The organism is Shimia sp. (assembly GCF_022448905.1).
Lineage (GTDB): Bacteria > Pseudomonadota > Alphaproteobacteria > Rhodobacterales > Rhodobacteraceae > Shimia.
Window position 1 is genome coordinate 305500 of sequence record NZ_JAKVCW010000002.1, and the last position, 24116, is coordinate 329615.

The 24116-nt window shown below is 59.4% G+C and carries 21 protein-coding genes; 10 read left to right on the forward strand and 11 right to left on the reverse strand.

Features of this window, described 5'->3' with window-relative positions:
• The first annotated feature begins 12 nt into the window (after positions 1 to 12).
• The gene (locus MK208_RS03220; RefSeq protein ID WP_294113818.1) at positions 13 to 1554 is read left to right on the forward strand and encodes an adenylate/guanylate cyclase domain-containing protein; all 1542 of its coding nucleotides are present in this window, start codon (positions 13 to 15) and stop codon (positions 1552 to 1554) included.
• On the opposite strand, the gene MK208_RS03225 is transcribed toward MK208_RS03220, so the two are convergent.
• The gene (locus MK208_RS03225; protein WP_294113819.1) at positions 1551 to 1946 is read right to left on the reverse strand and encodes a hypothetical protein; all 396 of its coding nucleotides are present in this window, start codon (positions 1944 to 1946) and stop codon (positions 1551 to 1553) included. The genes MK208_RS03220 and MK208_RS03225 overlap by 4 nt on opposite strands.
• Positions 1943 to 2197, reverse strand: coding sequence for a hypothetical protein (locus MK208_RS03230; RefSeq protein WP_294113821.1), 255 nt, complete (start codon positions 2195 to 2197; stop codon positions 1943 to 1945). Before MK208_RS03230 ends, MK208_RS03225 begins: the two co-directional genes overlap by 4 nt.
• 112 nt (positions 2198 to 2309) lie before the next feature.
• Here MK208_RS03230 and MK208_RS03235 point away from each other — a divergent pair, with 112 nt between their 5' ends.
• The gene (locus MK208_RS03235; RefSeq protein WP_294113823.1) at positions 2310 to 3326 is read left to right on the forward strand and encodes an AraC family transcriptional regulator; all 1017 of its coding nucleotides are present in this window, start codon (positions 2310 to 2312) and stop codon (positions 3324 to 3326) included.
• A gap of 287 nt (positions 3327 to 3613) precedes the next feature.
• Positions 3614 to 4321, forward strand: coding sequence for a response regulator transcription factor (locus MK208_RS03240; protein WP_294113825.1), 708 nt, complete (start codon positions 3614 to 3616; stop codon positions 4319 to 4321).
• A 99-nt stretch (positions 4322 to 4420) separates the two neighbouring features.
• On the opposite strand, the gene msrB is transcribed toward MK208_RS03240, so the two are convergent.
• Complete coding sequence (msrB, locus tag MK208_RS03245; RefSeq protein ID WP_294113827.1) at positions 4421 to 4891, reverse strand: peptide-methionine (R)-S-oxide reductase MsrB; 471 nt, start codon at positions 4889 to 4891, stop codon at positions 4421 to 4423.
• 196 nt (positions 4892 to 5087) lie between these two features.
• Here msrB and cobS point away from each other — a divergent pair, with 196 nt between their 5' ends.
• From cobS to MK208_RS03280, 7 genes are all read left to right on the forward strand, one after another.
• Positions 5088 to 6074 (forward strand): cobaltochelatase subunit CobS, encoded by a 987-nt coding sequence (gene cobS, locus MK208_RS03250; protein ID WP_294113829.1) that lies wholly within the window; start codon positions 5088 to 5090, stop codon positions 6072 to 6074.
• A 159-nt stretch (positions 6075 to 6233) separates the two neighbouring features.
• Complete coding sequence (gene cobT, locus MK208_RS03255; RefSeq protein ID WP_294113830.1) at positions 6234 to 8108, forward strand: cobaltochelatase subunit CobT; 1875 nt, start codon at positions 6234 to 6236, stop codon at positions 8106 to 8108.
• A 152-nt stretch (positions 8109 to 8260) separates the two neighbouring features.
• A complete protein-coding gene (locus tag MK208_RS03260; protein WP_294113832.1) occupies positions 8261 to 10072 on the forward strand; it encodes an aminopeptidase P family protein in 1812 nt (603 codons plus the stop codon).
• 54 nt (positions 10073 to 10126) lie between these two features.
• Positions 10127 to 10468 carry a DUF427 domain-containing protein gene (locus MK208_RS03265; RefSeq protein WP_294113834.1) on the forward strand — a complete coding sequence of 114 codons (342 nt, stop codon included), beginning with the start codon at positions 10127 to 10129 and terminating at the stop codon, positions 10466 to 10468.
• 53 nt (positions 10469 to 10521) lie between these two features.
• A complete protein-coding gene (locus MK208_RS03270) occupies positions 10522 to 11214 on the forward strand; it encodes an ATP-binding cassette domain-containing protein (RefSeq protein ID WP_294113836.1) in 693 nt (230 codons plus the stop codon).
• Positions 11211 to 12479, forward strand: coding sequence for an ABC transporter permease (locus tag MK208_RS03275; RefSeq protein ID WP_294113838.1), 1269 nt, complete (start codon positions 11211 to 11213; stop codon positions 12477 to 12479). The genes MK208_RS03270 and MK208_RS03275 overlap by 4 nt, the downstream gene beginning before the upstream one ends.
• 43 nt (positions 12480 to 12522) lie before the next feature.
• A complete protein-coding gene (locus MK208_RS03280) occupies positions 12523 to 13170 on the forward strand; it encodes a DUF3299 domain-containing protein (protein WP_294113839.1) in 648 nt (215 codons plus the stop codon).
• Positions 13171 to 13173: 3 nt separating this feature from the next.
• Here the strand turns inward: MK208_RS03280 and MK208_RS03285 are convergent, their stop codons facing one another.
• The 8 genes from MK208_RS03285 to MK208_RS03320 form a co-directional block, all read right to left on the reverse strand.
• Positions 13174 to 14862 (reverse strand): chloride channel protein, encoded by a 1689-nt coding sequence (locus MK208_RS03285; RefSeq protein WP_294113841.1) that lies wholly within the window; start codon positions 14860 to 14862, stop codon positions 13174 to 13176.
• A 144-nt stretch (positions 14863 to 15006) separates the two neighbouring features.
• Positions 15007 to 16653, reverse strand: a complete 1647-nt coding sequence (gene recN / locus MK208_RS03290; protein ID WP_294113843.1) for a DNA repair protein RecN — start codon at positions 16651 to 16653, stop codon at positions 15007 to 15009.
• 35 nt (positions 16654 to 16688) lie between these two features.
• Positions 16689 to 17543, reverse strand: coding sequence for an outer membrane protein assembly factor BamD (locus MK208_RS03295; protein WP_294113845.1), 855 nt, complete (start codon positions 17541 to 17543; stop codon positions 16689 to 16691).
• A gap of 107 nt (positions 17544 to 17650) precedes the next feature.
• Positions 17651 to 18574: a UDP-3-O-acyl-N-acetylglucosamine deacetylase gene (gene lpxC, locus MK208_RS03300; RefSeq protein ID WP_294114109.1), complete on the reverse strand. Its 924-nt coding sequence runs from the start codon at positions 18572 to 18574 to the stop codon at positions 17651 to 17653.
• 210 nt (positions 18575 to 18784) lie between these two features.
• Entirely contained in the window at positions 18785 to 20431 is a 1647-nt protein-coding gene (gene ftsZ / locus MK208_RS03305) for a cell division protein FtsZ (protein WP_294113847.1), read from the reverse strand.
• Between the two features lie 359 nt (positions 20432 to 20790).
• Positions 20791 to 22125, reverse strand: coding sequence for a cell division protein FtsA (gene ftsA / locus MK208_RS03310; RefSeq protein WP_294113849.1), 1335 nt, complete (start codon positions 22123 to 22125; stop codon positions 20791 to 20793).
• Positions 22122 to 23000: a cell division protein FtsQ/DivIB gene (locus MK208_RS03315; protein WP_294113851.1), complete on the reverse strand. Its 879-nt coding sequence runs from the start codon at positions 22998 to 23000 to the stop codon at positions 22122 to 22124. The genes ftsA and MK208_RS03315 overlap by 4 nt, the downstream gene beginning before the upstream one ends.
• Complete coding sequence (locus tag MK208_RS03320; protein ID WP_294113854.1) at positions 22988 to 23908, reverse strand: D-alanine--D-alanine ligase; 921 nt, start codon at positions 23906 to 23908, stop codon at positions 22988 to 22990. Before MK208_RS03320 ends, MK208_RS03315 begins: the two co-directional genes overlap by 13 nt.
• Between the last annotated feature and the right edge of the window lie 208 nt (positions 23909 to 24116).

Genomic DNA, 24116 nt, shown 5'->3' on the forward strand with positions numbered 1-24116 from the left:
CGGGAGAAGATCATGCGGCAATTGATTGAGTATCTGACAGCCCACCCCAAACGGCTCTACACTGTGGTGGCGGGCGCATTGTTGCTGCTGCCGGTGGCGCTTTGGCTTGACCTCAACAGTCTCTCTCACCACAACCTGCATCGACAAGCCACCAGCCTGAACAAGCTGATGGATGATGTGCGCTCCTACTATGCGGAAAATGTTGTGGCGCGCGTGCAAGCTGCCGAGGGTGCGCCCGAAGCGCGGCATGACTATCACGACATCCCCGGGGCTTTCCCGATCCCAGCCACCGCAGCAATCGAACTGTCCGGGCGGTTTTCCGAGATCCTACCGGGCGTGAACTATCACTTTGTCTCGCAATACCCGTTTCAGGGGCGCGCGCCGCATGAGATGTCACCTTTTGAGATCAATGCGATGGCGCGGTTTTCCGATCCGGAGGAAACACGGGATCACATCATTGCCGAGTCTGGCGGTTTGCTGGATCACCGCATGACCTTGGCCGCGCCAGTATACATGCAGGAAACCTGTGTAGCGTGTCACAACACCCATCCCGACAGCGTCAAAACCGACTGGAAAGTTGGCGACGTGCGTGGGCTGCAAATTGTCGAGGTCCGCCAGCCGCTCACGCTGGATCTCGCGTCCTTCAAGTTCCTGCTAAGCTATCTCTTGATCGCCGGCACCTTTGGCATCGCCTTTGCCAAACACCAGTTGCGATTGGCAGAGAAGTTTGCAGCGGCCAATGATGAACTGACAGAGAACAACTCCTTCCTTGCCGATGTATCGCTAAAGATCTCCAAATATCTGGAGCCGCAGGTATACCGCTCAATTTTTGAAGGAGAGCGGGATGTGTCCATCAGCACCGAACGCAAGAAGCTCACCGTGTTCTTCAGCGACATCAAAGACTTCACCGCCACAACGGAACGGATGCAACCGGAGGAACTCACCAAGCTGCTGAACGAGTACTTCACGGAGATGGGCGCCATCGCCCAAAAACACGGGGCCACCATCGACAAGTTCATTGGCGATGCGATTGTGGCCTTTATCGGCGATCCAACCACACACGGCGTAACCGAAGATGCCCGTGCCTGTGTGCGCATGGCGTTAGAGATGCAGACCCGATTGGACGAGTTGGAAGTGCAATGGCGTGCGCGCGGTATCGAGCATCCGTTCCGCGCGCGCATGGGCATCAACACCGGCTATTGCAACGTTGGCAACTTTGGCAGCGACACCCGCATGGACTACACCATCATCGGGGCGGAAGCGAACCTCGCCGCCCGGCTGGAGGGCATCGCGGAGCCCGGTGGCATTGTCATGAGCTATGAGACCTACGCCCATGCGAAAGATCTGGTGAACGCCGAAGCCCTGGCGCCGCAACATTTCAAAGGCATTTCCCGCGAAATCATCCCCTACCGTGTATTGCGCCACGGGGCCAACCGGCGGCCCGCCACCGCCCGCGAGGAAGGTGAAAGCCTTGTGGTCGACATGCAAGGCATGGACGCAGATACCCGCGCCAAGATCGCGGCCGCTGTGCGGGACGCACTGGACAAGGCTTAAGCCGCGCGGCCCACGCGATCCGGCAACAGAGCCACCTTGCGTGCCAAGTCCGAGGACAGGCAAGCCGCGCTATAACACTCTTTCAGGAACGTCCCTTCCAGGAGGTCTGCGTTCTGCGCCAGAAACGCCTCAGCGTCCTCTGCAGTTGTGGCATACATAGCTTCCGCTATGGCCGACATATAGGCTTGCGTGATGGTGGCATGAAACTTCTCCGGCACGCCTGCCGCGACGGTCAACCGCTTGAGCCCATCGGCAATGCGCTTTGAAGCCGTGAAAAAGTCGTCCGCGCGCAACGCTTCAAAGGCCACGGCAATATGGGCGCGGTGATCAAAATCCTGCGGCGCCAATGTGCCCGCATCCAACGCCCCTAAGACGGCTCGGTAATCTGTCATGTGTCTGCCCCTTCTTCTGTCAGCTTGTGAGCGTCCTCTGCTGTCAAGGTCAGGTCATAAACCTCCTTGAGCATCGCGGCCTTCGCCAGTGTCGCCTCTGAAAACGGTGTCTTGCCCTCCAAGGCGTGCAACATCACACCCTCAACCAACTCAGCCGCTGACATGTCCAGTTGTTCTGCCAAGGCTTTCATCACCTTGAGCAACTGCTTCTCCAGCCGCAGACCGGTTTGGACGCGTTCCACTTTCTTCATCGCGAACCCCTCACCTTGGTACCAAGGTAGCTTTTCTAGCGAAAACTAACCTCCGTCGTCAAGCCGCAGCCACAGCCTTGATTTTGAGCGACAAATACGGTGATGTGAGCACATGATGCAGAGCACCCCAAAGCATGCGACCGCGATGGGTCGTCATTTTTCCGAATATCTTATGAGCCTTGGGTTTTCCGAGGCTGAGATTTTTCGAGGCACCGGCCTGACCCGCGCGGACCTCAAAGAAGGCGATCATCTGATTTCCCTGGAAGGGCAGATGAAGATTCTCGATAATGGGGAAAAGCTGACTGGCGATGACCTAGTCGCCGTCCGATGGGGGCAAACCCGGCGCTTTGCCAACCTTGGGCTGATTGGCTATCTCGGGCGCACATCCAAAGACATACGCTGTGTTGTCACCAACCTCGCCCGCTATGGCCAGGTCTTCTCCAACGCAATGGAAGTTGATGTGTCAACGCTTGATCAAGACGGCACGTTTCGCTGGCGCTTTGACATCCCAGCGAAAATTGAAGTGGGGCACTTTGTGGAGGCGCAGGTCAGCCAGTTTTTAAACGGCACCAACAAGCTGTTGCCGCGCACCGTGTTGCCCAAACAAATCACTTTCACACACCGTCGCAAACACAATGCCGCAGAGCTGGAAAAGCTGCTGGGATGTCCAGTCACCTTTGGCGCGCAGTGGAACAGCATGCAATATCGTTTGGCCGATCTGGACGTGCCATTGAGCACCTCTGATGAAGGTCTGCACAAAATCCTGCAAGCCCACGCCGATCTGGTGCTGGCGCAGCGGCCCAAAAACCGGGCCGACATTGAGTTGGTGGTGGAGAAAGCCATCGCGGACCGTATGGCCACGGGTCAGACCTCCGTCTCGCATGTGGCCCGAGATCTGGGCATGAGCGCGCGCACCCTGGCGCGGCGCTTGGGGGACGCCAACACCACCTATCAGACTGTGCTGTCCAACTTCCGCCGCGCCATGGCGGATCGCTATCTCAAAAACAGTGAGATGAGCCAGAGCGAGATTGCCTTTCTGCTGGGCTATTCCGACGTGAGTTCCTTTGCCTCGGCCTTCAAACGCTGGACCGGGCAGTCCCCAGGCGAGCGGCGACAATCGCTGGCCTGAGCGGAATTTGGCAAGACGGCCACGATTGGCACGGTTTGACAAAACAGTGGCAACTTTGCCCAAAGCAACCTCCTGATCCTCCCCCATCTGTGTGATGAACGAAGAGACAAGACACTCTCTTCAGATTTTCACATCAGATCTCAGAAGGGAGGCGCCATGTTTTTCAGTGCTTTAATGCTTAGTGCCCTGTTCCCGTTGCTTTGGTTACACCAGCGCGGGCGCCCGGAACCTGTGGCGATCAAACAGGATGTTTTCACCCGCAATCGCACGCAGATCGGAGGGCGGCCATGTCCAGAGTCCTTCTGATTGATCCGGACCGTCATCTGCTGGCGGCCATGCAGGATGTCTTGTTGCATGACGGGCACGAAAGCCTCTGTCATGTGTCACCGGACACCGCCATGGCAGAGCTGTCGCGTCAGTCCGTTGATTTGGTGGTGACGGAATTGCGCCAGCGGTCGATGGATGCGCTCACCATCATCGAGCGGATCACCAACACCTACAGCGTGCCTGTGGTTGTGCTCAGCACCACTGCCAGTGCCACCGAAGAGTCGATGATGCTGCGCCTTGGGGCGGATGACTATCTCGCCAAACCGTTTTCCATGCGGGTGTTTGGCGCGCGGATCGCGGCGGCCTTACGCAGCGCGGCGCCCAGCCATCGCGATGCCGATGATGTGACGGTGATCCAGCGCGGGGCGTTGCGTTTGGACCGGCTGCGCCATGAGGCCCGTTGGGATGGCAAAGAGGTCGCCCTCACCGCCACCGAATTCAACGTGCTCTGGATTATCGCGCAACGCCCCGGTCAGGTGCTCAGCCGGGCCAATATTCTGGACCTTGCCTATGGCGGCGACGTCTTTGTCACCGACCGCAGCATCGACAGCCAGATCAAACGCATCCGGCGCAAGCTGCGCGATGTGGCGCCCAACTTCACCGCGATCGAAACCCTGTACGGGCTTGGCTATCGCTTCACCGATTCCCCGGAGGACATGGCTGCGTGAGTGGCCTGTTCCAACCCATGATCGTCCTTCGGGGATGAGAGACCGGGCAGCTTTGCCACCGTAACCTTATGCCCCACCTCGGCGGTGAGGCACCCGGTCTCATTTGGGCTTAAACACCAGCGAGACGCCATTCAGGCAATGGCGTTTCCCCGTGGGTCGCGGACCATCGTCAAAGATATGTCCAAGATGCGACCCACACCGGCGACAGTGGCATTCGGTGCGGACCCGGAGGAGCTTGCGGTCCGGTTTGGTTCCAATCGCTTTGGGGAGCGACTTGTAGAAACTCGGCCATCCGGTGCCACTGTCGTACTTATGCCGCGAACTGTAGAGTTTCAGATCGCAACCGCGACAGTGATATGTCCCCTTCTCGTAGTTCTTATCCAATGGCGACGAGCCCGCCCGCTCTGTGCCCTCCTGCCGCATCACTTTGTACTGCGCGGGTGTGAGCATGGCGCGCCATTCGGCGTCCGTACGGCTGACCTCGAACTCTTTTGCCAGAGTGGCACGCGGCAAGGCCATGGCAGCCAGCGCTGCCGCGCCTGCGGCCGAAATGAAATGACGTCGTTGCATTCACCATCCTCCTTTGGTCGTAAAATTGCGCACCAATCGGCGATTAAGCAATCAACAGCTCAGCACAGGACTGTGAGTTTCGTGACAACGCCACGTATTTTGCAGAGTTTCGCTTGTGATCCCGTGGGATTTGATGCACCAAAGGCCGGTAGATTTGGGCCGCCGTATTTGGGTGGCCGGGAGAAGGACATACGACATGGCCGACGGCATGATGGAAAGCAACGCGAAGCCCACCGAAGACATTGATCTGCGCGATGTGTTTGGCATCGACAGCGACATGAAAATCAAGGGTTTTGAAGAGCGCACAGACCGCGTGCCAGAGATCGACCCAACGTACAAGTTTGACCCGGAAACCACGCTGGCGATCTTGGCGGGTTTTGGCCACAACCGTCGTGTGATGATTCAAGGCTACCACGGCACCGGTAAATCGACCCACATCGAGCAGGTTGCCGCCCGCCTGAACTGGCCCTGTGTGCGCGTCAACCTCGACAGCCACATCAGCCGGATCGACCTGATTGGTAAAGACGCCATCAAACTGCGCGACGGCAAGCAGGTTACAGAGTTCCACGAAGGCATCCTGCCCTGGGCGCTGCGCAACCCAACCGCGATTGTGTTTGATGAATATGATGCCGGTCGTGCGGATGTGATGTTTGTGATCCAGCGTGTTCTGGAGCATGACGGCAAGCTGACCCTGCTGGACCAGAACGAAGTCATCACGCCAAACCCCTATTTCCGCCTGTTTGCCACAGCAAACACCGTGGGTCTGGGCGACACCACTGGCCTCTACCACGGCACGCAACAGATCAACCAAGCTCAGATGGACCGTTGGTCTCTGGTGTCCACGCTGAACTACCTCAGCCACGATGCCGAAGCCGCCATCATCCTGTCCAAGGCGCCGCACTACAACACCGCCGAAGGCCGCAAGATTGTGAGCCAGATGGTGACCGTTGCGGACCTGACTCGGACCGCGTTTATGAACGGCGACCTGTCCACCGTGATGAGCCCACGGACCGTGATCAACTGGGCTGCAAACTCGGAAATCTTCCGCAATGTCGGCTATGCCTTCCGCCTGAGCTTCCTGAACAAATGTGACGAACTGGAACGCCAGACCGTTGCCGAGTTCTATCAGCGCTGCTTTGACGAAGAGCTGCCAGAAAGCGCGGCCAGCGTGAGCCTGGGCTAAAGAACAGCCTTGTCCGGCGGCAACGCCGGACAGTGCCCGACCGCCCCCATGGGCGGGCACTTCGTTTTCCGCCCGCGGTCGGGCACTGCCCTCTCAATAAGGAAGGCTGGACAAAGACCACACTGAGCGGGAAACTCATTCTATGGACTGGGTGCGATCATGAAAAAACCAAGCGACAACCCCGCTGATCCGTTCAAAAAGGCCCTGGCTGAGGCCACCAAAGTCATGGCCGACGATCCGGAATTGTCGGTGTCCTACACGGTTGATCCATCCGGCATGTCCGGCGACAGCATCCGCCTGCCCCAGGTCAGCCGTCGCATGACCCGCGACGAGGTGCTTCTGGCGCGCGGCACCGCCGATGCGCTGGCGCTGCAACGCAAGTATCACGATGACGCCACCCATATGCGCTATGCGCCCGGCCAAGGCATTGCCCGCGATCTTTATGAGGCGATGGAAACCGCGCGGTGTGAAGCGATGGGCGCGCGGGACATGCCCGGCACTGCCACAAACATTGACGTAAAAATCAGCCAGGAAGCCGCTGGCCGTGGGTATGGCGACATAACCTCCACCGAGCAGGCGCCTTTGCCTGTGGCGGCGGGCTATCTGATCCGTCATCTGGCCACCGGCCGCGATCTGCCTCCGGCGGCGGCCAATGTGATGAACCTGTGGCGCGGCTACATCGAGCAGAGCGCAGGCGAGCACTTGGACGACCTGCAAGAGCTGCTGTCTGACCAACAGGCCTTTGCCAAGTTTGCCCGCCAGATCATCGAGGACCTCGGCTACGGCGATCAGCTAGGTGACGATCCAGACGACATCGACGATCAGGAAGACGAGGCCGAAGAACAGGCGGAAGAGCAGGAAGACCCCGATAGCCAGGGTCAGGATGACAGCGACCAAGAAGACACTGAGGCCAGCCCTGAGCAATCTCAGGAAGAGCAACAGGACATGTCCGAGGCGCAGGTCACCATGGATGACATGGCTGAGGACGAGATGTCCGATGAGGCAGAGCTGCCGGACGGTGAAGCACCGCTGGATCCACCTCCCCCACCACCAATTTCTGAGGCAGACCCGGACTATGTGGTGTTTGACACCACTCATGACGAAGAAGTTGCCGCCGAAGAACTTGCCGAGCCGGTCGAGTTGGAACGCCTGCGCGCCTATCTGGACCAACAGCTCGAGCCCCTCAAAGGCGCAGTGAGTCGTCTGGCCAACCGCCTGCAGCGCCGCCTTCAGGCGCAGCAAAACCGCAGCTGGGAGTTTGATCTCGAAGAAGGCACGCTCGACGCCGGGCGTCTGGCGCGCGTTGTGGCCAACCCCACCACGCCGCTCAGCTTCAAGATGGAACATGACACCGAGTTCCGCGACACGGTGGTGACATTGCTGCTCGATAACTCTGGCTCGATGCGTGGCCGTCCAATTTCCATTGCCGCGATTTGTGCAGACGTTCTGGCACGTACGCTGGAGCGCTGCAACGTGAAGGTGGAAATCCTCGGTTTCACCACCCGCGCGTGGAAAGGCGGTTTGGCCCGTGAAAAGTGGCTCAACGACGGTCGCCCACAGCAACCGGGCCGCCTGAATGACCTGCGCCACATCATCTACAAACAGGCGGACGCCCCTTGGCGCCGTGTGCGGCCGAACCTTGGCCTGATGATGAAAGAGGGCTTGCTGAAAGAAAACATCGACGGCGAGGCGCTGGAATGGGCCCACCGCCGCATGCTGATGCGCCCGGAACAGCGCAAGATCCTGATGGTGATCTCCGACGGGGCGCCCGTTGATGACAGCACGCTCTCGGTGAACCCCGCCAATTATTTGGAAAAACACCTGCGCGACGTGATCTCCATGGTGGAAAAACGCAAACTGGTGGAGCTTTTGGCCATTGGGATCGGCCATGACGTGACCCGCTACTATGACCGCGCGGTGACCATCACCGATGTGGAGCAGCTTGCAGGTGCCATGACCGAGCAACTGGCCGCCCTGTTTGACAACGATCCACGCGCCCGTGCGCGTGTCATGGGCATGCGGAAAGTCGGCTAAGTCCCTCTTCTTCTTGCCCGAAATATCCCGGGGGTGAGCGTCCGCGAGGGGGCTGGCCCCCTCTTCTTTTCTACCGCTGCGGCAATCCGCTTGCCATTGGGGGCGCAGTGCGTATCACTGAACGCCAATTCATTTGCGCCAAGGAGCTGTGCATGTTTCAGGATTTTGCCGTCACCGCCCGCCCGGAACAGGGCCCTGCCCGCCTCAAAGCGCTGCGGGCGCAAATGGACACAGGCGGCCTGGACGGGTTTTTGGTGCCGCGCGCCGATGCGCATCAGGGCGAATACGTGGCACCGCGTGATGACCGGCTCGCTTGGCTCACCGGGTTCACCGGTTCCGCTGGGTTTTGCGTTGTGCTCAAAGACATCGCCGGCGTGTTTGTCGATGGGCGCTATCGCACGCAGGTGAAAGAACAAGTGGCGGATTGCTACACGCCGGTGGATTGGCCAGAGGTCCTGCCGGGGCCGTGGATCGTGGAAAACCTGGGCACTGGCCATGTCGGCTTTGATCCCTGGCTCTACACCATTGGCCAATTGGAGACGCTGCATAAGGCCACCGAAGACCACATGATCACCTTTGTGCCGGTGAACAATCCAATCGACGCCATTTGGGACGACCAACCTGACGCCCCCATGGCTCCGGTGAAATCCCACCCCACCAACGTGGCCGGAGAATCCCACTGCGACAAACGCGCGCGGCTTGCGGCGGACTTGAATGCTCATGGAGAGACGGCGGCGGTGATCACCCTGCCTGACAGCATTGCCTGGCTCCTCAACATCCGCGGCGCGGACATTCCCCGCAACCCGCTGGCACATGGGTTTGCCGTGCTGAATTCCGACGCCACCGTGGACCTGTTTATGGCAGCGGAAAAACTCACAGACGTGCGCGACCATCTCGGCGATGCAGTGCGTGTGCACGCGCCTGACGCTTTTGTCCCATTTCTCACACAGCTCTCCGGCACCGTGCGGCTCGACAAAGGCAGCGCGCCAATTGCCGTGCAAGCTGCCGTATCCCAAAGCGACGCGGAGATTTCTTACGGCCAAGACCCCTGCGTCATGCCCAAGGCCCGCAAAAACGCGTCTGAAATTGCCGGCATGGCCGAAGCCCATCTGCGGGACGGCGTAGCTGTAGTAAACTTCCTCAGTTGGTTTGACGCGCAGGACAAAACCACCCTCACCGAAATCGACGTGGTGACAAAACTGGAAGAGTACCGCCGCGCCACCAATGCGCTGCTGGAAATCAGTTTTGACACCATCGCGGGTGCTGGCCCGAACGGGGCGATCATGCATTACCGCGTGACCGAAGAAACCAACCGGCCTTTACAAAGCGGCGATCTGATGGTGCTCGACAGTGGCGGGCAATATGCCGATGGCACCACCGACATCACCCGCACCTTGCCCATTGGTGAGGTGAGCGAAGACGCCAAAGTGGCCTTCACCCGCGTGCTACAGGGCATGATTGCCGTATCGCGCATGCGCTTCCCCAAAGGGGTAGCAGGCAGCCATATTGAGGCCATTGGACGCTTGCCACTTTGGATGGCAGGTCAGGACTTTGACCATGGGTTAGGTCACGGTGTCGGCGCGTATCTCTGTGTGCACGAAGGGCCACAGCGCCTGAGCCGCGTGAGCGACACCCCGCTAGAGGTCGGCATGATCCTGTCCAATGAGCCGGGCTATTACCGCCCTGGAGCGTTCGGAATCCGGATCGAGAACCTGATTGTGGTCGAAGAGGCCCCCGCGCTGCCCGGGGGTGACGATCACCGCGAGATGCTGCAGTTCCGCAACCTGACCTTTGCGCCGATTGATCGCGGCATGGTGGTTGTCGACCTGCTGAGCGAAGCGGAACTGGATTGGCTGAACGCCTATCACGCGACGTGCCGTCAAGTGCTGTCGCCACGACTCGCACCGGAGCAACAAATGTGGTTGGATGCAGCCTGCGCCGCGCTGTCACATTCCACGCCGTGACATCGTACTGTTACAACACAACTTTATTTGGGCGCGAAACAGGAGGGATACCACATGACAAACATCACAATCCGCAAAGCTGAAGGCAATTGGGTTGTCCGTGCCGGTGGCGCCATCCTGGGCGAAAGCAGCAACGCGCTGGAACTGAGCGAAGGTGACCTGAAGCCGGTGATCTATTTCCCACGCACCGACATTGCCATGGCGTTTTTGGACCCAAGCGACAAGACCACCTATTGCCCGCACAAAGGCGATGCCAACCACTTCTCGATTGTGACCAAAAGCCAAACCATCTCTGACGCGGCCTGGAGCTATGAGGCGCCGGTTGAGGCCGTGGAACGCATCAAGGATCACCTGGCGTTTTATACCAGCGATCTGGTGGCGGTAGAGCGCGTCTAAAACTCGGAAAATGCGCGCTGGACACCAGCGCGCTTTCCCCCAACAGTGCGCCTATGTCGCAAATTTCTGTTTCCGATTTTTCCTTTGTTTGGCCCGGCAGCAACGCCGCAGTGCTGCAAAATGCCTCCCTTGATGTGGCGGCTGGCGAACGGGTGATGCTTCGCGGCCCCAGCGGGTCCGGCAAGTCCACGCTTTTGGCGGCCATTTCCGGCGTGATCGATATTCCGGTTGGCGCAGTATCTGTGGTTGTTCAGGACATCGGTGCACTACCCGCCAGCAAACGCGACCGGTTTCGAGCAGACCACATGGGCCTGATTTTTCAGGTGTTCAATCTCGTGCCCTGGCTCAGTGCCGTGGACAACATCCTTTTGCCCTGCCGCTTCTCCAAGCGCCGCCGAGAGCGTGTGACTAATCCTTTGGACAAGGAAGCGCAGCGTTTGATGGCGGCTTTGGGGCTTGATCCAGATACGCTTGGCGCGTCCCAAGCCAGCGCGCTCAGCGTTGGGCAGCAACAGCGGGTCGCGGCGGCGCGTGCCTTGATTGGCGCGCCGGAAGTGATCCTTGCGGATGAACCGACCTCCGCGCTGGATCCGGAGACCAAAGAAACCTTCATGCAGATGCTCAGCCAGCAAGCTCAGGAAAGTGGCGCGGCCCTGTTGATGGTCAGCCATGACAGCGGACTGGATCATCACTTTGATCGGGTGATCCACATCACGGATCTGACTCAAGCGGGAGCAGCCGCATGACGCTGGTGTTACGCAGCCTGTGGAACCGCCGCTTTGTCGCCGCGCTCACCGTTTTGGCCATCGCGTTGAGTGTTGCTCTGATCCTCAGCGTCGAGCGGCTGCGTGACTCTGCCCGCACGTCCTTTGCCAATTCTGCCTCCGGCATCGATCTGATCGTCGCGCCACGCGGCAATGACGTTCAGATCCTGTTGGCCACGGTTTTTGGCGTCGGGTCCACTGGCGCCGGCCTGTCCGGCAAGGTGCTTGCGCTGCTGGAAGAGATGCCCGGTGTGGCTTGGGCGGTGCCGTTGATGCAGGGGGACAACCACCAAGGCTTTCCGGTCATCGGCACCTCTGCGGCCTACTTTAAACATTTCAAACACAGCCGCGGACAGGCGCTGAGCTTTGCCACTGGTGGGTCTTTTGAAGATACACATGGCGCGGTGATCGGCGCCGAAGTGGCGGACCATTTGGGGTATGATGTTGGGACAGAGATCATCAACGCCCACGGCGCGGGCGCTGTTGCGCTGGAGGTGCATGACGAAGCGCCGTTTCAAATCACCGGCGTGCTCGCTCGCACCAACACCGCTGTGGATCGCATGGTGTTTATCTCGCTTGAAGGGTTTGACGCGCTGCACGCCGAAAGCGCCCCGCGTTCAGCTGATCCCTTTGCCGCCATCGCTGAGGCGGATCACGACAGCCACGACGAAGAACATGAGCATGGATTTGTGCCTGACCAGATCAATGCGGTCTACATCGGCCTCAGCAACCGCACCGCCGTGCTTGGCGTTCAACGGGCCGTTGCCACCTACAAAGCCGAACCCTTGGCCGCGGTGATGCCCAATGTGGCGTTGCTGCAGCTCTGGTCGATCACTGGCACCGCCGAAAACGCTCTGCGCCTGATGTCTGTGGCGGTGATGGCCGCCAGCATGATTGGCATGGTGGTGATGTTGTCCGCAGCACTGGAAGCCCGCCGCCGCGAATTTGCCATTCTACGTTCCGTTGGCGCAGCGCCACGGGACGTGGTCCTGATGATCATCCTCGAAGCCCTGCTGGTCACTGGTTCTGGCATTCTGCTGGGTCTGGCAGTCTTCTGGAGCGCCAGCCTGCTAGCAGAGCCGCTGCTGTCCGCCCGATTTGGCGTCACGCTCGGCGGCCACATCCTAACAAGCCGCGAAATCATCTTGCTGCTCACAGTCTTGTGTTTTGGTGGATTGGCCAGCTTGCTGCCAGCATGGCGTGTGTATCGCATGACCCTGGCGGACGGCTTGACCACCCGGCTTTAAGCCGTTCAACTGTCACAACGCCCCCTCTAACGGAGACCTATTCATGAAAGCGATCTTGCTCTCTGCCGCCCTCACCCTGACGGCCTCCGTAGGTTTCGCGGATCAGGCCAAGGAAATTGGCTGGGAAGAGCTCGCCGCGCCCACATCCGTGTTTGAAAACCCGTTCGAAAACCTAACGGATCAACAGATGCAAACCTTGGCGCGCATCTTGCGGCTGGACTACTTGGTCGAGACAGAGAAAGACGCCGAGGCAAAAGTTGAAGTCGCCGGTCTCCGAAAAGACCTCTCCAAAGAAGGCATTGATGCGGATTTTCTGCTCGCGGAACGGATCCGGATAATGACCAAACTCGAAAACGAGTCTCGTATGCCCAACACGTCTGTAGTGGGACAGACCGTTCGCATGCCGGGCTATCTACTGCCGCTGGAGCTGGACGGCAATCTCGCGGTGGAGTTTCTTCTGGTGCCCACCGTCGGCGCGTGCATTCACACGCCGCCACCGCCAGCCAATCAGATCGTCTACGTGCGCTATCCAGCGGGATACCCCACCGAGAGCTTGTTCACCCCCGTCTGGATTAGCGGCGAGCTCCGCAGCGAGTTTGACAGCCATTCGCTTTACATGGTCGATGGCGAAGCAGACGTGGATGTGACCTATAAAATGGACGCGGACAGCGTGATTGCCTACGGCTCCTAAGTCTTAGGAATGCTCTTCAGCCGCCGTGGCGGCAAGTGCTTTGTTGTAGGCCCTTAGCGCGTCCACCTGGAACACCGCGCCAAGCAGCTCCGGCGGGGCATCTTCCCCGCCCAGCGTGACCACCGGCAGAAAGTTCACACCGGTGTTTTCAAAGATTGGCATAGCGCTCTCCAGTGTGGCGGTACCATCGACATAGAGCCCTTCAGACACCATCTCCCAACAGCGCTCCTCCGGGGCTGCATTCTGCGCATCTTTGGCGCGCATCACCTTGCCCACTCCACACATCGCCAGCAAATACGCCTGTGGCCCGGCTGCGATGTGCACATTGCGTCGTTCCAGCTGGGTCAGGAAGAACGAGCCATCCACCAGTCGTGAACTTAGCGCGGTGGAGATCGACACCGCAACCATCACCGCCAAACCAGTTTGCCAATCTCCAGTCATTTCAAACACAATCAGCGTGGTTGAGATCGGCGCGCCCAACACAGCAGCCGCAACGGCGCCGAGCCCCGCAAGCGCGTAAAGCGTGGTGGTGCCGGACACATCCGGGAAAATCGCGGTGGCGACCATACCAAATGCCAAGCCAGTCAGCGCGCCGACCATCAGCGACGGAGAAAACACCCCGCCACCCATGCGTCCTGCCATTGTGATCGACACCGCAATCACCTTCAGCACCGCAAACACCACCGCCTCATGCAACAACAGATTTCCGGTCAGCGCCGCAGAAGTAGTCTCATAGCCCACCCCAATGATGTGCGGGAACCAGATTGCCAGAATGCCCAGCAAAGCGCCAGAAATCGCCGGACGCAGCCAGCGCGGAATGCGCAGGTCTTCCTGCAAATGGCTGGCCATGTCGTCGGCCCAGAAAATCGTCCACATCAGTGCCACGGCCACCAGACCGCAGAGTCCACCGAGGATCAAGAAAGCTGGTAGCTCTTGATAGAATTGCAGCGCGGTTCCTGTGTTCAAAGTGAACTCGGTCACATCGCCAAACTCAAGACGGTTGATCACCGTACCTGCCACAGACGCAATTACAATTGGCGCGAAGGCATGCACCGCAAAGTGGCGCAATACCACTTCCAGCGCAAAAAGCGCGCCTGCGATCGGCGCATTGAAACTGGCAGACACAGCGGCCGCCACCGCACAGCCCAACAGGTCCCGACCCGTGATTCCATCAGCATTGATCCGCACACTGACCCAGGTGGCAATCATGCCAGCGATATGCACTACCGGCCCTTCACGGCCGGTTGAGCCGCCAGAAGACAGGGTGATCAGGCTGGCAAAGGCCGAAGCGATGCCGGCTTTGCGTTCCACCCGCCCTTCGTGCAGCGCGGCGCCCTCGATCACATCCGCCACTGAGCGCACGCGCCCGTCCGGGGTGAACTTGTTGAGGATGATGCCCACAACCAGTCCACCGATGGTCGGGATGATCACCAGCCAGTACCAGGGCAACGTATTGGCAAACGTGTGCAGCCGGGTGAGATCTTCGGCTCCATACAACGTGGATTGTAGCCAGTGGATGCCTTTGCGGAACAACAGCGCGGCAAAGCCCGCCGCAATCCCGATGCAGAGGGCGATGATCCAAAACTGAAACTGGCTGGGGCCTTTGTTGACCAATACCTTCCAGCCGCCGCGACAGGTGTCTGCCGCCTCTTGGGCGCTTTCCGCGAGAAAGGAGCCTACCGACTTCGCCATAGTGCTGCAAAATCTCCAGGTGGGAGGGTCGTAAAGGGTTACGTCTGATCTAGTCAGAAATCTCTTGTAACGCAAAGAGGTAAGCGGAGGGTTTCACGCCAAAGTGCCTGATTGTGCGTGAATTTTCCGAGCCAAAGGCCGAATCTAGACCAAAAGCGCCTTTGCGGCTGCGCGTGCCTCGGGCGTGATTGTGTCACCAGAAATCATCCGCGCCACTTCATCCACCCGCTCGCCATCATCCAGAGGCACAACTCGGCTCAGTGTCTGGCCATTTTTGACCGACTTCGCCACCTGCCAATGATGGGCCCCTAGCGCGGCTACCTGCGGCGAGTGAGTCACAACCAAGACCTGTCCCCCTTCGGCCAGCGCTTTCAACCGGCGGCCTACTGCATCGGCGGTTGCCCCGCCTACTCCACGATCAATCTCGTCAAAGATCAGCGTCATGCCGCTGATGTCATTGGTCAGACAGACTTTCAGCGCCAACAGGAAACGGCTCAATTCGCCGCCCGACGCAATCTTGGCCAGTGGCCCTGCTGGCGCGCCTGGATTGGTGGCCACAACAAATTCCACCGCGTCGCGGCCTTCCGGCCCTGCATCGCCCGGCGCCACCTTCGTGGTGAACACGGCCCGCTCCATCTTCAACGGGGCCAGCTCGCCCATCACCGCCTTGTCCAGCTTGGTTGCCGCCTTGCCGCGCGCCGTTGTGAGCGCCTCAGCCGCTGTATCATAGGCGGCCTCCGCCGTCTTCAGATCAGCTGTCAGCGCGGCGATATCGCCCTCTCCTGCATCCAGAGCGGTCAGCCGCGTGCGCAATTCCTCCGCATAGCCGCCCAAATCATCGGGCAGTACATTGTATTTGCGGGCCAGTCCGCGAATGGCAAACAGGCGCTCTTCCAGCTCTTCGAGTTCATGTGGATTGAAATCCAATGCTTCTAGACAACGTTCCACGCCATCCACAGCCTCAGCCAACTCATTCATGGCCCGCTCCAGCGCTCCGACGGGGGCTTCCAAAGTGTCGCCCGTTTCTGACGCGGCATCGCCCAGCCAACGCATCGCGTCGCCCATCGCGCTTTCCGCACCACCGTTGCCCAAGGCGGCATGAGCGCGGCTCACATCCTCGCGCACTTTTTCCGCGTTCTGCATCATACGGCGGCGGGTATCGAGCTCTGCCTCTTCCCCCGGCTGCGGATCGAGCTTGTCCAGCTCCTGGACCGCATGGCGCAAAAAGTCTTCTTCGGCCTTGGCCTCTTCTAGCGCAACCTGCGCCGCCGTCAGCGCCTTGCGGGCTGCGGACGCCTCAGACCAGGTTTTGCGAGTCTTGCCCCGCAGCTTGTCCGTGTTGGCGAACAGGTCCAGCACCTCACGGTGCCCTTTTGGATCCAGCAGACCCCGGTCATCATGCTGCCCATGCAATTCCAGCAACGTCTCTGACAACCGCCGCAACACTTCGCCCGACACACGCCGGTCATTGACCCAGGCCGTTTTGCGCCCGTCACTTCGATTGATGCGACGCAGGATCAGCTCGTCACCACCGGGCAGACCTGCGTCTTCGAGAATGGCGTGTGCAGGATGGCCGTCTGGCAGATCGAACTCGGCCACAACCTCCCCCTGATCAGCGCCAGACCGCACCAACTCCGCACGACCGCGCCAGCCCAGTACAAAGCCAAGGCTATCCAAAAGGATCGATTTCCCTGCGCCGGTCTCCCCTGTCAGAACGTTCAAACCCGGCTGAAACGCAAGGTCCAGCCGGTCGATGATCAACATGTCACGGATTTCAAGCGAGCGCAGCATTCAGCCTCACACCACAGGGCATCCCCTGCCCTCTGTTACAGCCATCTGCCTTGCAGGGTCTGGCGATAAACTTGATTGAGCCAGCTGCTGCCTTCGGCCTTAGCTTCAAGGCCATTCTCACGCAACAGGGCATAGCTGTCTTGATACCACTCGGTGGACTGGAAGTTGTGGCCCAGAATCGCCGCCGCAGTCTGCGCCTCGCCATAGAGGCCCAGCGACAGGTAAGCCTCCACCAAACGGTGTAGCGCCTCCGGCGTGTGGGTTGTGGTTTGAAAATCTTCGACCACGACACGGAAACGTTTTATGGCCGCACCATAGTGATCCCGGCGCAGATAATAACGGCCGATTTCCATTTCCTTGGACGCCAGATGGTCAAAAGCCAGATCAAACTTCAACATCGCGGAGCGCGCGTATTCGCTCTCCGGATAGATCTCGATCACCTTGCGCAACTCTTGCAACGCTTGGAAGGTCAGCCCCTGGTCCCGGCCGACTTCGTCAATTTGGTCGTAGTAGGTGAGCGCCAGCAGATACTGGGCATACGCCGCATCATCATCCGCGGGGTAAAAATCAATATAACGCTGTGCAGCCGCCCGCGCCTCGGGATATGCCCCGTCAGAATGATAAGCAAAGGCCTGCATCACCAAGGACCGCTTGGCCAATTCACTATAGGGATAAAGCCGTTCAATTTCGGAGAAGAAGAAAGCGGCATCGGTGCCCCGGTTCCGCGCCATTTCGAACTCGCCGCGCTCAAAAATCTGCTCGGGGGTGAACTGCTCCATATCGACCAAGCCACGGCGGGCGTCGCTGGTGCTGTTGTCGGAACAAGCCACAACAAAGGACAAAGCCAGAACCGAACCAAAAAGGCGGGTGCGCGCTCCGATGCCTGACATAGTGCTTACCTTCTGCTCCCTGCGGGGGTCGCCCCCTCTTTCACACGCTGTTAGCATAGAATTTTGCGGGGCAAAACGCCTTTGGACGGATTTGTTACGATCCGGGTTTAGGCAACGGCTGGAAATTCGCCCATATGTACACCAGCGCCGGGCAGACGTGCTGCCTGCGCAGCATCACATTCCACCAAACGCCAATTGTCAGGGTGAGAGAAAAGCTCGCGCAGCAGGGCGTTTGTCAGCGAGTGACCGGCGCGGTGGCCCTGATAGTGTGCCAACAGTGGCGCACCGGCGAGATAGAGATCGCCCATCGCGTCCAGCATTTTGTGGCGCACGGGCTCATCCGCATGGCGCAGACCACCTTTGGCCTGAACATCGGCACCGTTGAACACCACCGCGTTTTCGGTGGGATCGCCGCCAAGCGCCAAACCGTTGGCCTGCATCGCCTCCACATCTGCCTGACGGCAGAAGGTGCGGCTGTTGCACAGCTCACGAATAAAGCTGCCGTTGGCGAGGTTAAGCTCTTTGGTCTGCTGACCAATCGCCTCGTCCTCAAAGTCGATGTGGAAGTCGATGCGCATTTCATCCGCAGGCACAAGCGTCGCAGTGGCCTCACCGCGTGTTACGGAGACAGGCTTCAAAACTTCGACCGCCCAGACCGGCGCGCCCTGCTTCACGATGCCCGCCTTCAAGAAACCATGCACAAAATCCGCAGAGCTGCCGTCCAGAATTGGCACTTCCGGCGCATCAATCTCGATCAAAGCATTGTGGATGCCACAGCCGGCAAGAGCCGCCATCAGATGCTCGATAGTGGAAACGCTGACACCAGCCTCGTTCTTGATGCGGGTGCAAAGCGCGGTTTGCTCAACCACATCCCAACGGGCGGGGATCATGGCATCGCCCAACAATACGTCGGTGCGCTTGAACCAGATTCCATAATCGGTGGAGGCTGGCCGTACGGTCAGGTGCACAGTTGCGCCCGAATGAAGGCCTGTGCCCTGAAAATGAACTGGTGTCTTAAGCGTAGCTTGCACTGGTGTCCCCAAAGTGACGCGGCACACCCCATTGGCCGCAATAGTGAGGTAGGCGCTTTGCCCCGTCACCTCAAATAAAGCTTTGTAACGGTATGAAACATCGCTGTAACAAATCGGCAAAACCCCGCGCACAACGGGGTATTCCTTTGTTTTATAATAGAAAAAGGCCGCCCCACTGGGCGGCCTCTTCACAGGTATTTCACAAATAAATCAGTTCGCTTGACGGCGCAGGAAGGCTGGGATTTCAATCCGCTCCTGATCTTCATCCATCTGCTCGGCTGGCTCATGGCTTTGAACCGCCGGCTGCTGACGCACAGGTTGTGCTGCTGGCGCGGCACCTTGCTCTGCACCGTGGCCGGTCATCTTGTTGATCAGCGAGTTGATGCCAAAGCGAGGACGCTCTTCTGCACGTGGCTCAGGCGCAGGGGCTGCCGGACGGGCCGGAGCGGCTGGCGCCTTTTCCACCGCGGCTTGCAGACGCTGCATCAGCTGCGGCGTAGGCGTACCTGGTGCTGGACGCTGAGGGGCCACGAATCCCTGAGGCTCTTCTTCGAACATCTCAGGCTGCACTGCTTGTGCCGGAGTTGGCTGATACGCAGGTGGTGGTACATCGGCACCGGCAGACGCGGCATCAAAGGTTGGCGCGGCTGCAACAGCTGGCGCTTCCTCTTCGAAGATGTCTTCCATCTGTTCCTGAGCCGCGGCCTGCTGGGTGTCCATCTGCGCAAACAGAGACGGCTCGGATGCTGCCACTTCCGGGGCCGCCTCAACCGCAGGAGCCGGAGCCGCCTGTTCCACAACAGGGGTCTGCTGTGCGGTTTCAATGGTTGGCGTCGTGGTCAGTGGCTCACGCATGGAACGGCGCGGCAGAGGCATTGCGGAGGTGGTTTCCGCCGCATCGATACCTGTCGCCACAACGGACACACGCATGCCGCCGTCCAGCGTTTCGTCCATGGTGGAGCCCACTATGATGTTGGCGTCCGCATCAACTTCTTCGCGAATGCGGTTGGCCGCTTCGTCCAGTTCGAACAGGGTCAGGTCGTGACCGCCGGTGATGTTGATCAGGACACCTTTGGCTCCGCGCAGGGAGATCTCGTCCAGCAGCGGGTTGGCAATCGCCTTCTCTGCCGCCTGGATCGCGCGATCTTCACCGTCGGCTTCGCCAGTGCCCATCATCGCTTTGCCCATCTCGTCCATCACAGCCCGTACGTCTGCGAAGTCGAGGTTGATCAGGCCCGGACGGACCATCAGGTCGGTCACACCTTTCACGCCTTGATACAGAACGTCGTCGGCCATGGAGAAGGCTTCGGTAAAGGTGGTTTTCTCGTTGGCAAGGCGGAACAGGTTCTGGTTTGGAATGATGATCAGCGTGTCGACCATCTTCTGCAGCTGCTCCACGCCCTCTTCGGCCTGGCGCATCCGCTTGGCGCCTTCGAATTGGAACGGCTTGGTCACAACACCCACGGTCAGAACACCCAGCTCACGCGCTGCCTGCGCAATGATTGGTGCCGCACCGGTGCCAGTGCCACCGCCCATACCGGCGGTGATGAAGCACATGTGTGCGCCTGCGAGGTGATCCACGATCTGCTCGATGCTTTCTTCGGCAGCGGCTGCACCAACGGTTGCGCGTGCCCCAGCGCCCAGACCTTCGGTGACCTTCACGCCCAGTTGCACGCGGCTTTCAGATTTGCTCTGCTGAAGAGCCTGCGCGTCGGTGTTCGCAACCACGAACTCCACGCCTTCAAGCTCTTTGTCGATCATGTTGTTGACCGCGTTGCCACCTGCACCGCCAACACCAAACACGGTGATGCGGGGCTTCAGATCACCCTCGTCGGGCATCGTCAGATTCAATGTCATAGAACTGTCCGCCTGTTGTTTACCCGCCACAGCGGGCTATTTTCTGCCTACTCAGGACCATTATTAAACAGGCTTTCCAGAATCGTCATCCCAAAAAGCGCATTTCGCCACAAAATATGGGGTAAAAATGTGAAAACTAGCGGCATCTTGCCGAAACCGCCAGATTTTGCGGGGCAAGACAAGTGTCACACAACACTAAACGACCACCCAAGGCACAAATGGCGCCGCAGGAGTTTGCTATGTTTATGTTTGGAGACCACTGCTCGGCACTCCGGACCCACGTTTTGATCGCGGTTATCCAGAACTTAACCAAGGCTTAATCAGAGGTCACCCCCAAAAACGCGTCTGCGTCCCCTTTCTCACCAATTCTCTTTGAACCACCGCACGGCCTTCCCAAACGGCCGTGTGTTGTAGCGATCCACCGGCAGATCGAAGTCCCACCATTCGTCCTGCGGATGTGTTGCGTAGAGGCACATGCCCACGGTTGCGGCAAAGCCCGGACCAGTGGCTGCTTGCGGCAGTCCATGTACCCGCATAGGGCGCCCAAGGCGCACTTGCTGTCCCAGGATCTTGGAGGCCAAACCGTCGAGCCCCGGAATTTGACTGCCGCCGCCGGTCAAAACAATTTGCTGGCTTGGCAGATGCTCAAAGCCCGCCGCATCCAGACGCGCACGCACCTCTTCGAGGATTTCCTCCACACGGGGGCGCATGATGCCAATCAGCTCCGCCCGGCTCACCGTGCGACGGTCATGCTCCCAGTCGCCGGTGTCCCCGGACAGCTCGATCATGTCGCGGTCATCCATGCCAGTGGCCACAACGCCACCGTAGAAGGTCTTGATGCGCTCCGCCGTGGCGGTTGGCACCTGCAGGCCCATCGAAATGTCACCAGTCACGTGATCGCCGCCCATGCGCACGGTGTCCGCAAAAATCATGTGTTTCTTCATAAAGATCGACAGGCTGGTTGCCCCGCCGCCCATATCAATACAGGCCGCGCCAAGCTCTTGCTCGTCTTCCACCAATGCCGACATTCCAGAGACATACGCCGAAGAGGCAATACCCGCGAGCTCCAAGTCACACCGACGGATACAATGCACTAGGTTCTGCACCGCCGCCTTGTCCACGGTCAGCATGTGCATATCAGTTGTCAGCGTCTGCCCCACCTGCCCGCGTGGATCGCCGAGGCCTGAACGGTGGTCGAGCGCAAAGTTCACCGGTTGCGCATGCAGCACCTCACGGTCCGCGCCATAGTCCGGCACATCACAGGCTGCCAGCACACGGGCCACGTCTTGATCGTCAACGGTGTGGCCTTCCAGATCGATTTGACCGTCCAACCCATAGGAACGCGGCTCCGCACCCGCAAAACAGGCAATCACATGGTCTACCCGGATCTTCGCCATCTTCTGCGCCGCCTGCACCACGGTACGAATGGCGCGTTCTGTTTCCTGCATGGTGTCAATTTCGCCAAATTTCACACCACGGGACATAATGGTGTTGGCGCCAATCACACGATAGCCGGTCTGCCCCGCCATGGAGCCGATGCCCTCGACACTTGCCAGCCGGTCTGTGCCGTCAAATCGCAGTACCAGACAGGCGATCTTGGACGTCCCCACATCCAAAACCGCAATCACTCCGCGCTGCATCGCCGTTTTGCGCATCGCGCGCATAGCGCGCTGGCTCTGATAAAGCTCTGTCATTGTCCCACTGTCCCTGTCGTCATCTGGCTGGCTTGCCACCAGGCGTCTACGGCCTGTTCTGTTAGTTGTACCGTGGGCCGATGTGCCAAACGCATATCGACCACTTTGATGTCCCGCTCCAAAAGCTCTTCGGCGTGGTTCAGCGCGACCACCCGGTCCAGCGCCTCCACAGCGCCTTGCTCCGGCAGTTTGATCCGTTGCCCACGATCCAGCACCAAATCCCAGCGCCGCTCTCCCACGCGAACCAGACCAATCACACGGTCCGCCAAAGGGGCTGCCGCCGAGAACAGGCGCAGGGCTTCTTGCACGTGATGTTCTGCTCCCTCGCCCGCGATCAACGGCATCTGCGCATGGGCCGCGCGTGAAATGGCTGGGCCAGTGACGTTGCCTTCCGGATCGACCAGCGTCAGCCCTTCATGGGTGCGCCACACCACAACCGGCGTACGCTCGGCCACGTTGAGCTCCAGAATACCGCCCGGGCGCACACGCACGGCCACGCTGGCAATTGCGGGCAGTTCTTCGACACGCTCACGGATCGCCGGCAGGTCCAAATCAAAAGAACTGGTTGGGAAACTCAACGAGAGAAGGTCGCGGATGTCTTCAGATGTGCCCCGCGATGCACCATCCACGGTCATCGCCGACACCATGAATTCGGGCCGCGTAGCAATCTCACGGCGCAAATCATTCACTGCCAGGTTCAAACTCTCACGCCGATCCGCATCAGACAGCCAAACCGTTGCGGCTCCAGCCACAACCACAAACGGCACCACCACCCGCAAAAACAAACGGAACAGCGGTGTCAGCATCAACCGTTCAAACCGGTAGGCCCACCGGGACGGCGCGTTATCGCGGCGACCTGCCGTCAACGATCGCATGAGGCATCCTCCACCATCCAGACACAGAAGTCAGAGAAGGACATCCCAATCAACTCGGCCTGCTCCGGGCTCAGCGACGTGGGTGTCATTCCCGGCTGGGTGTTCACTTCCAGAATGATCAGACCGTCCAATCCTCGGCTCTCGTCCCAGCGGAAGTCTGTGCGCGACACACCGCGACAGCCCAAAGCCTGATGCGCGCGCACGGCATACTCCATGCAGGCGTCATAAATCTCTTGCGGAATATTAGCTGGTACCTCGTGACGGGAGCCACCTTCGGCGTATTTGGCCTCATAGTCATACCAGCCATCGGTGATGATATCGGTCACGCCAAGCGCCTGGTCGCCCATCACAGTGGTGGTCATTTCACGCCCCGGCGCAAAGGTTTCGACCATCACCTCATCAGGCATGGTCTCCGCCAGTTGCGGCGGCGTGTTGGCGCCCTCGTTGACAATATAGATGCCAACCGAGCTGCCCTCGTTATTGGGTTTCACCACATAAGGCGGCTCCATCACATGGCGTGTGGTGACCTCTGCCTTGTCGGCAATCACGCTCTCCATCACCGGCAGACCTGCCCGCTTGAACACGTCTTTGGAGCGCTGCTTGTCCATCGCAAGAGCCGACGCCAGGACGCCAGAATGCGTGTAAGGAATGCGCAGCCATTCGAGCAGACCTTGCACACAGCCGTCCTCGCCCCAACGCCCATGCAGGGCATTAAACACAACGTCGGGTTTGATCTCTTGAAGACGCGCAACCACATCGGGGCCTGCATCAACCTCAACAACGTCCAATCCTGCGTCCCGAAGGGCAGCGGCGCATCCACGCCCAGTTGACAGTGACACCTCTCGTTCTGCGGAGGGGCCGCCCATCAATACCGCCACTTTGGGGTGTGTCTGCTCTGACAGTCCCACTGTGCCTCAATGTCCCGGACCCTTTTTGGCCCTGTTCTTATGCGAGCCCTTTTGGACTCATTTATCACAGCCACGTTGGGCTGCTCTTTAATATACATCAGGCACGGGATGCCTGCTCGGGGTGGGCACATGGCCCTGCGCTCAATTGGGTCTTTGACCCTGAAGCCGGGCTTTGCGCCCTTGTTTTCTTAGTGTTCTCAGTTCTTGG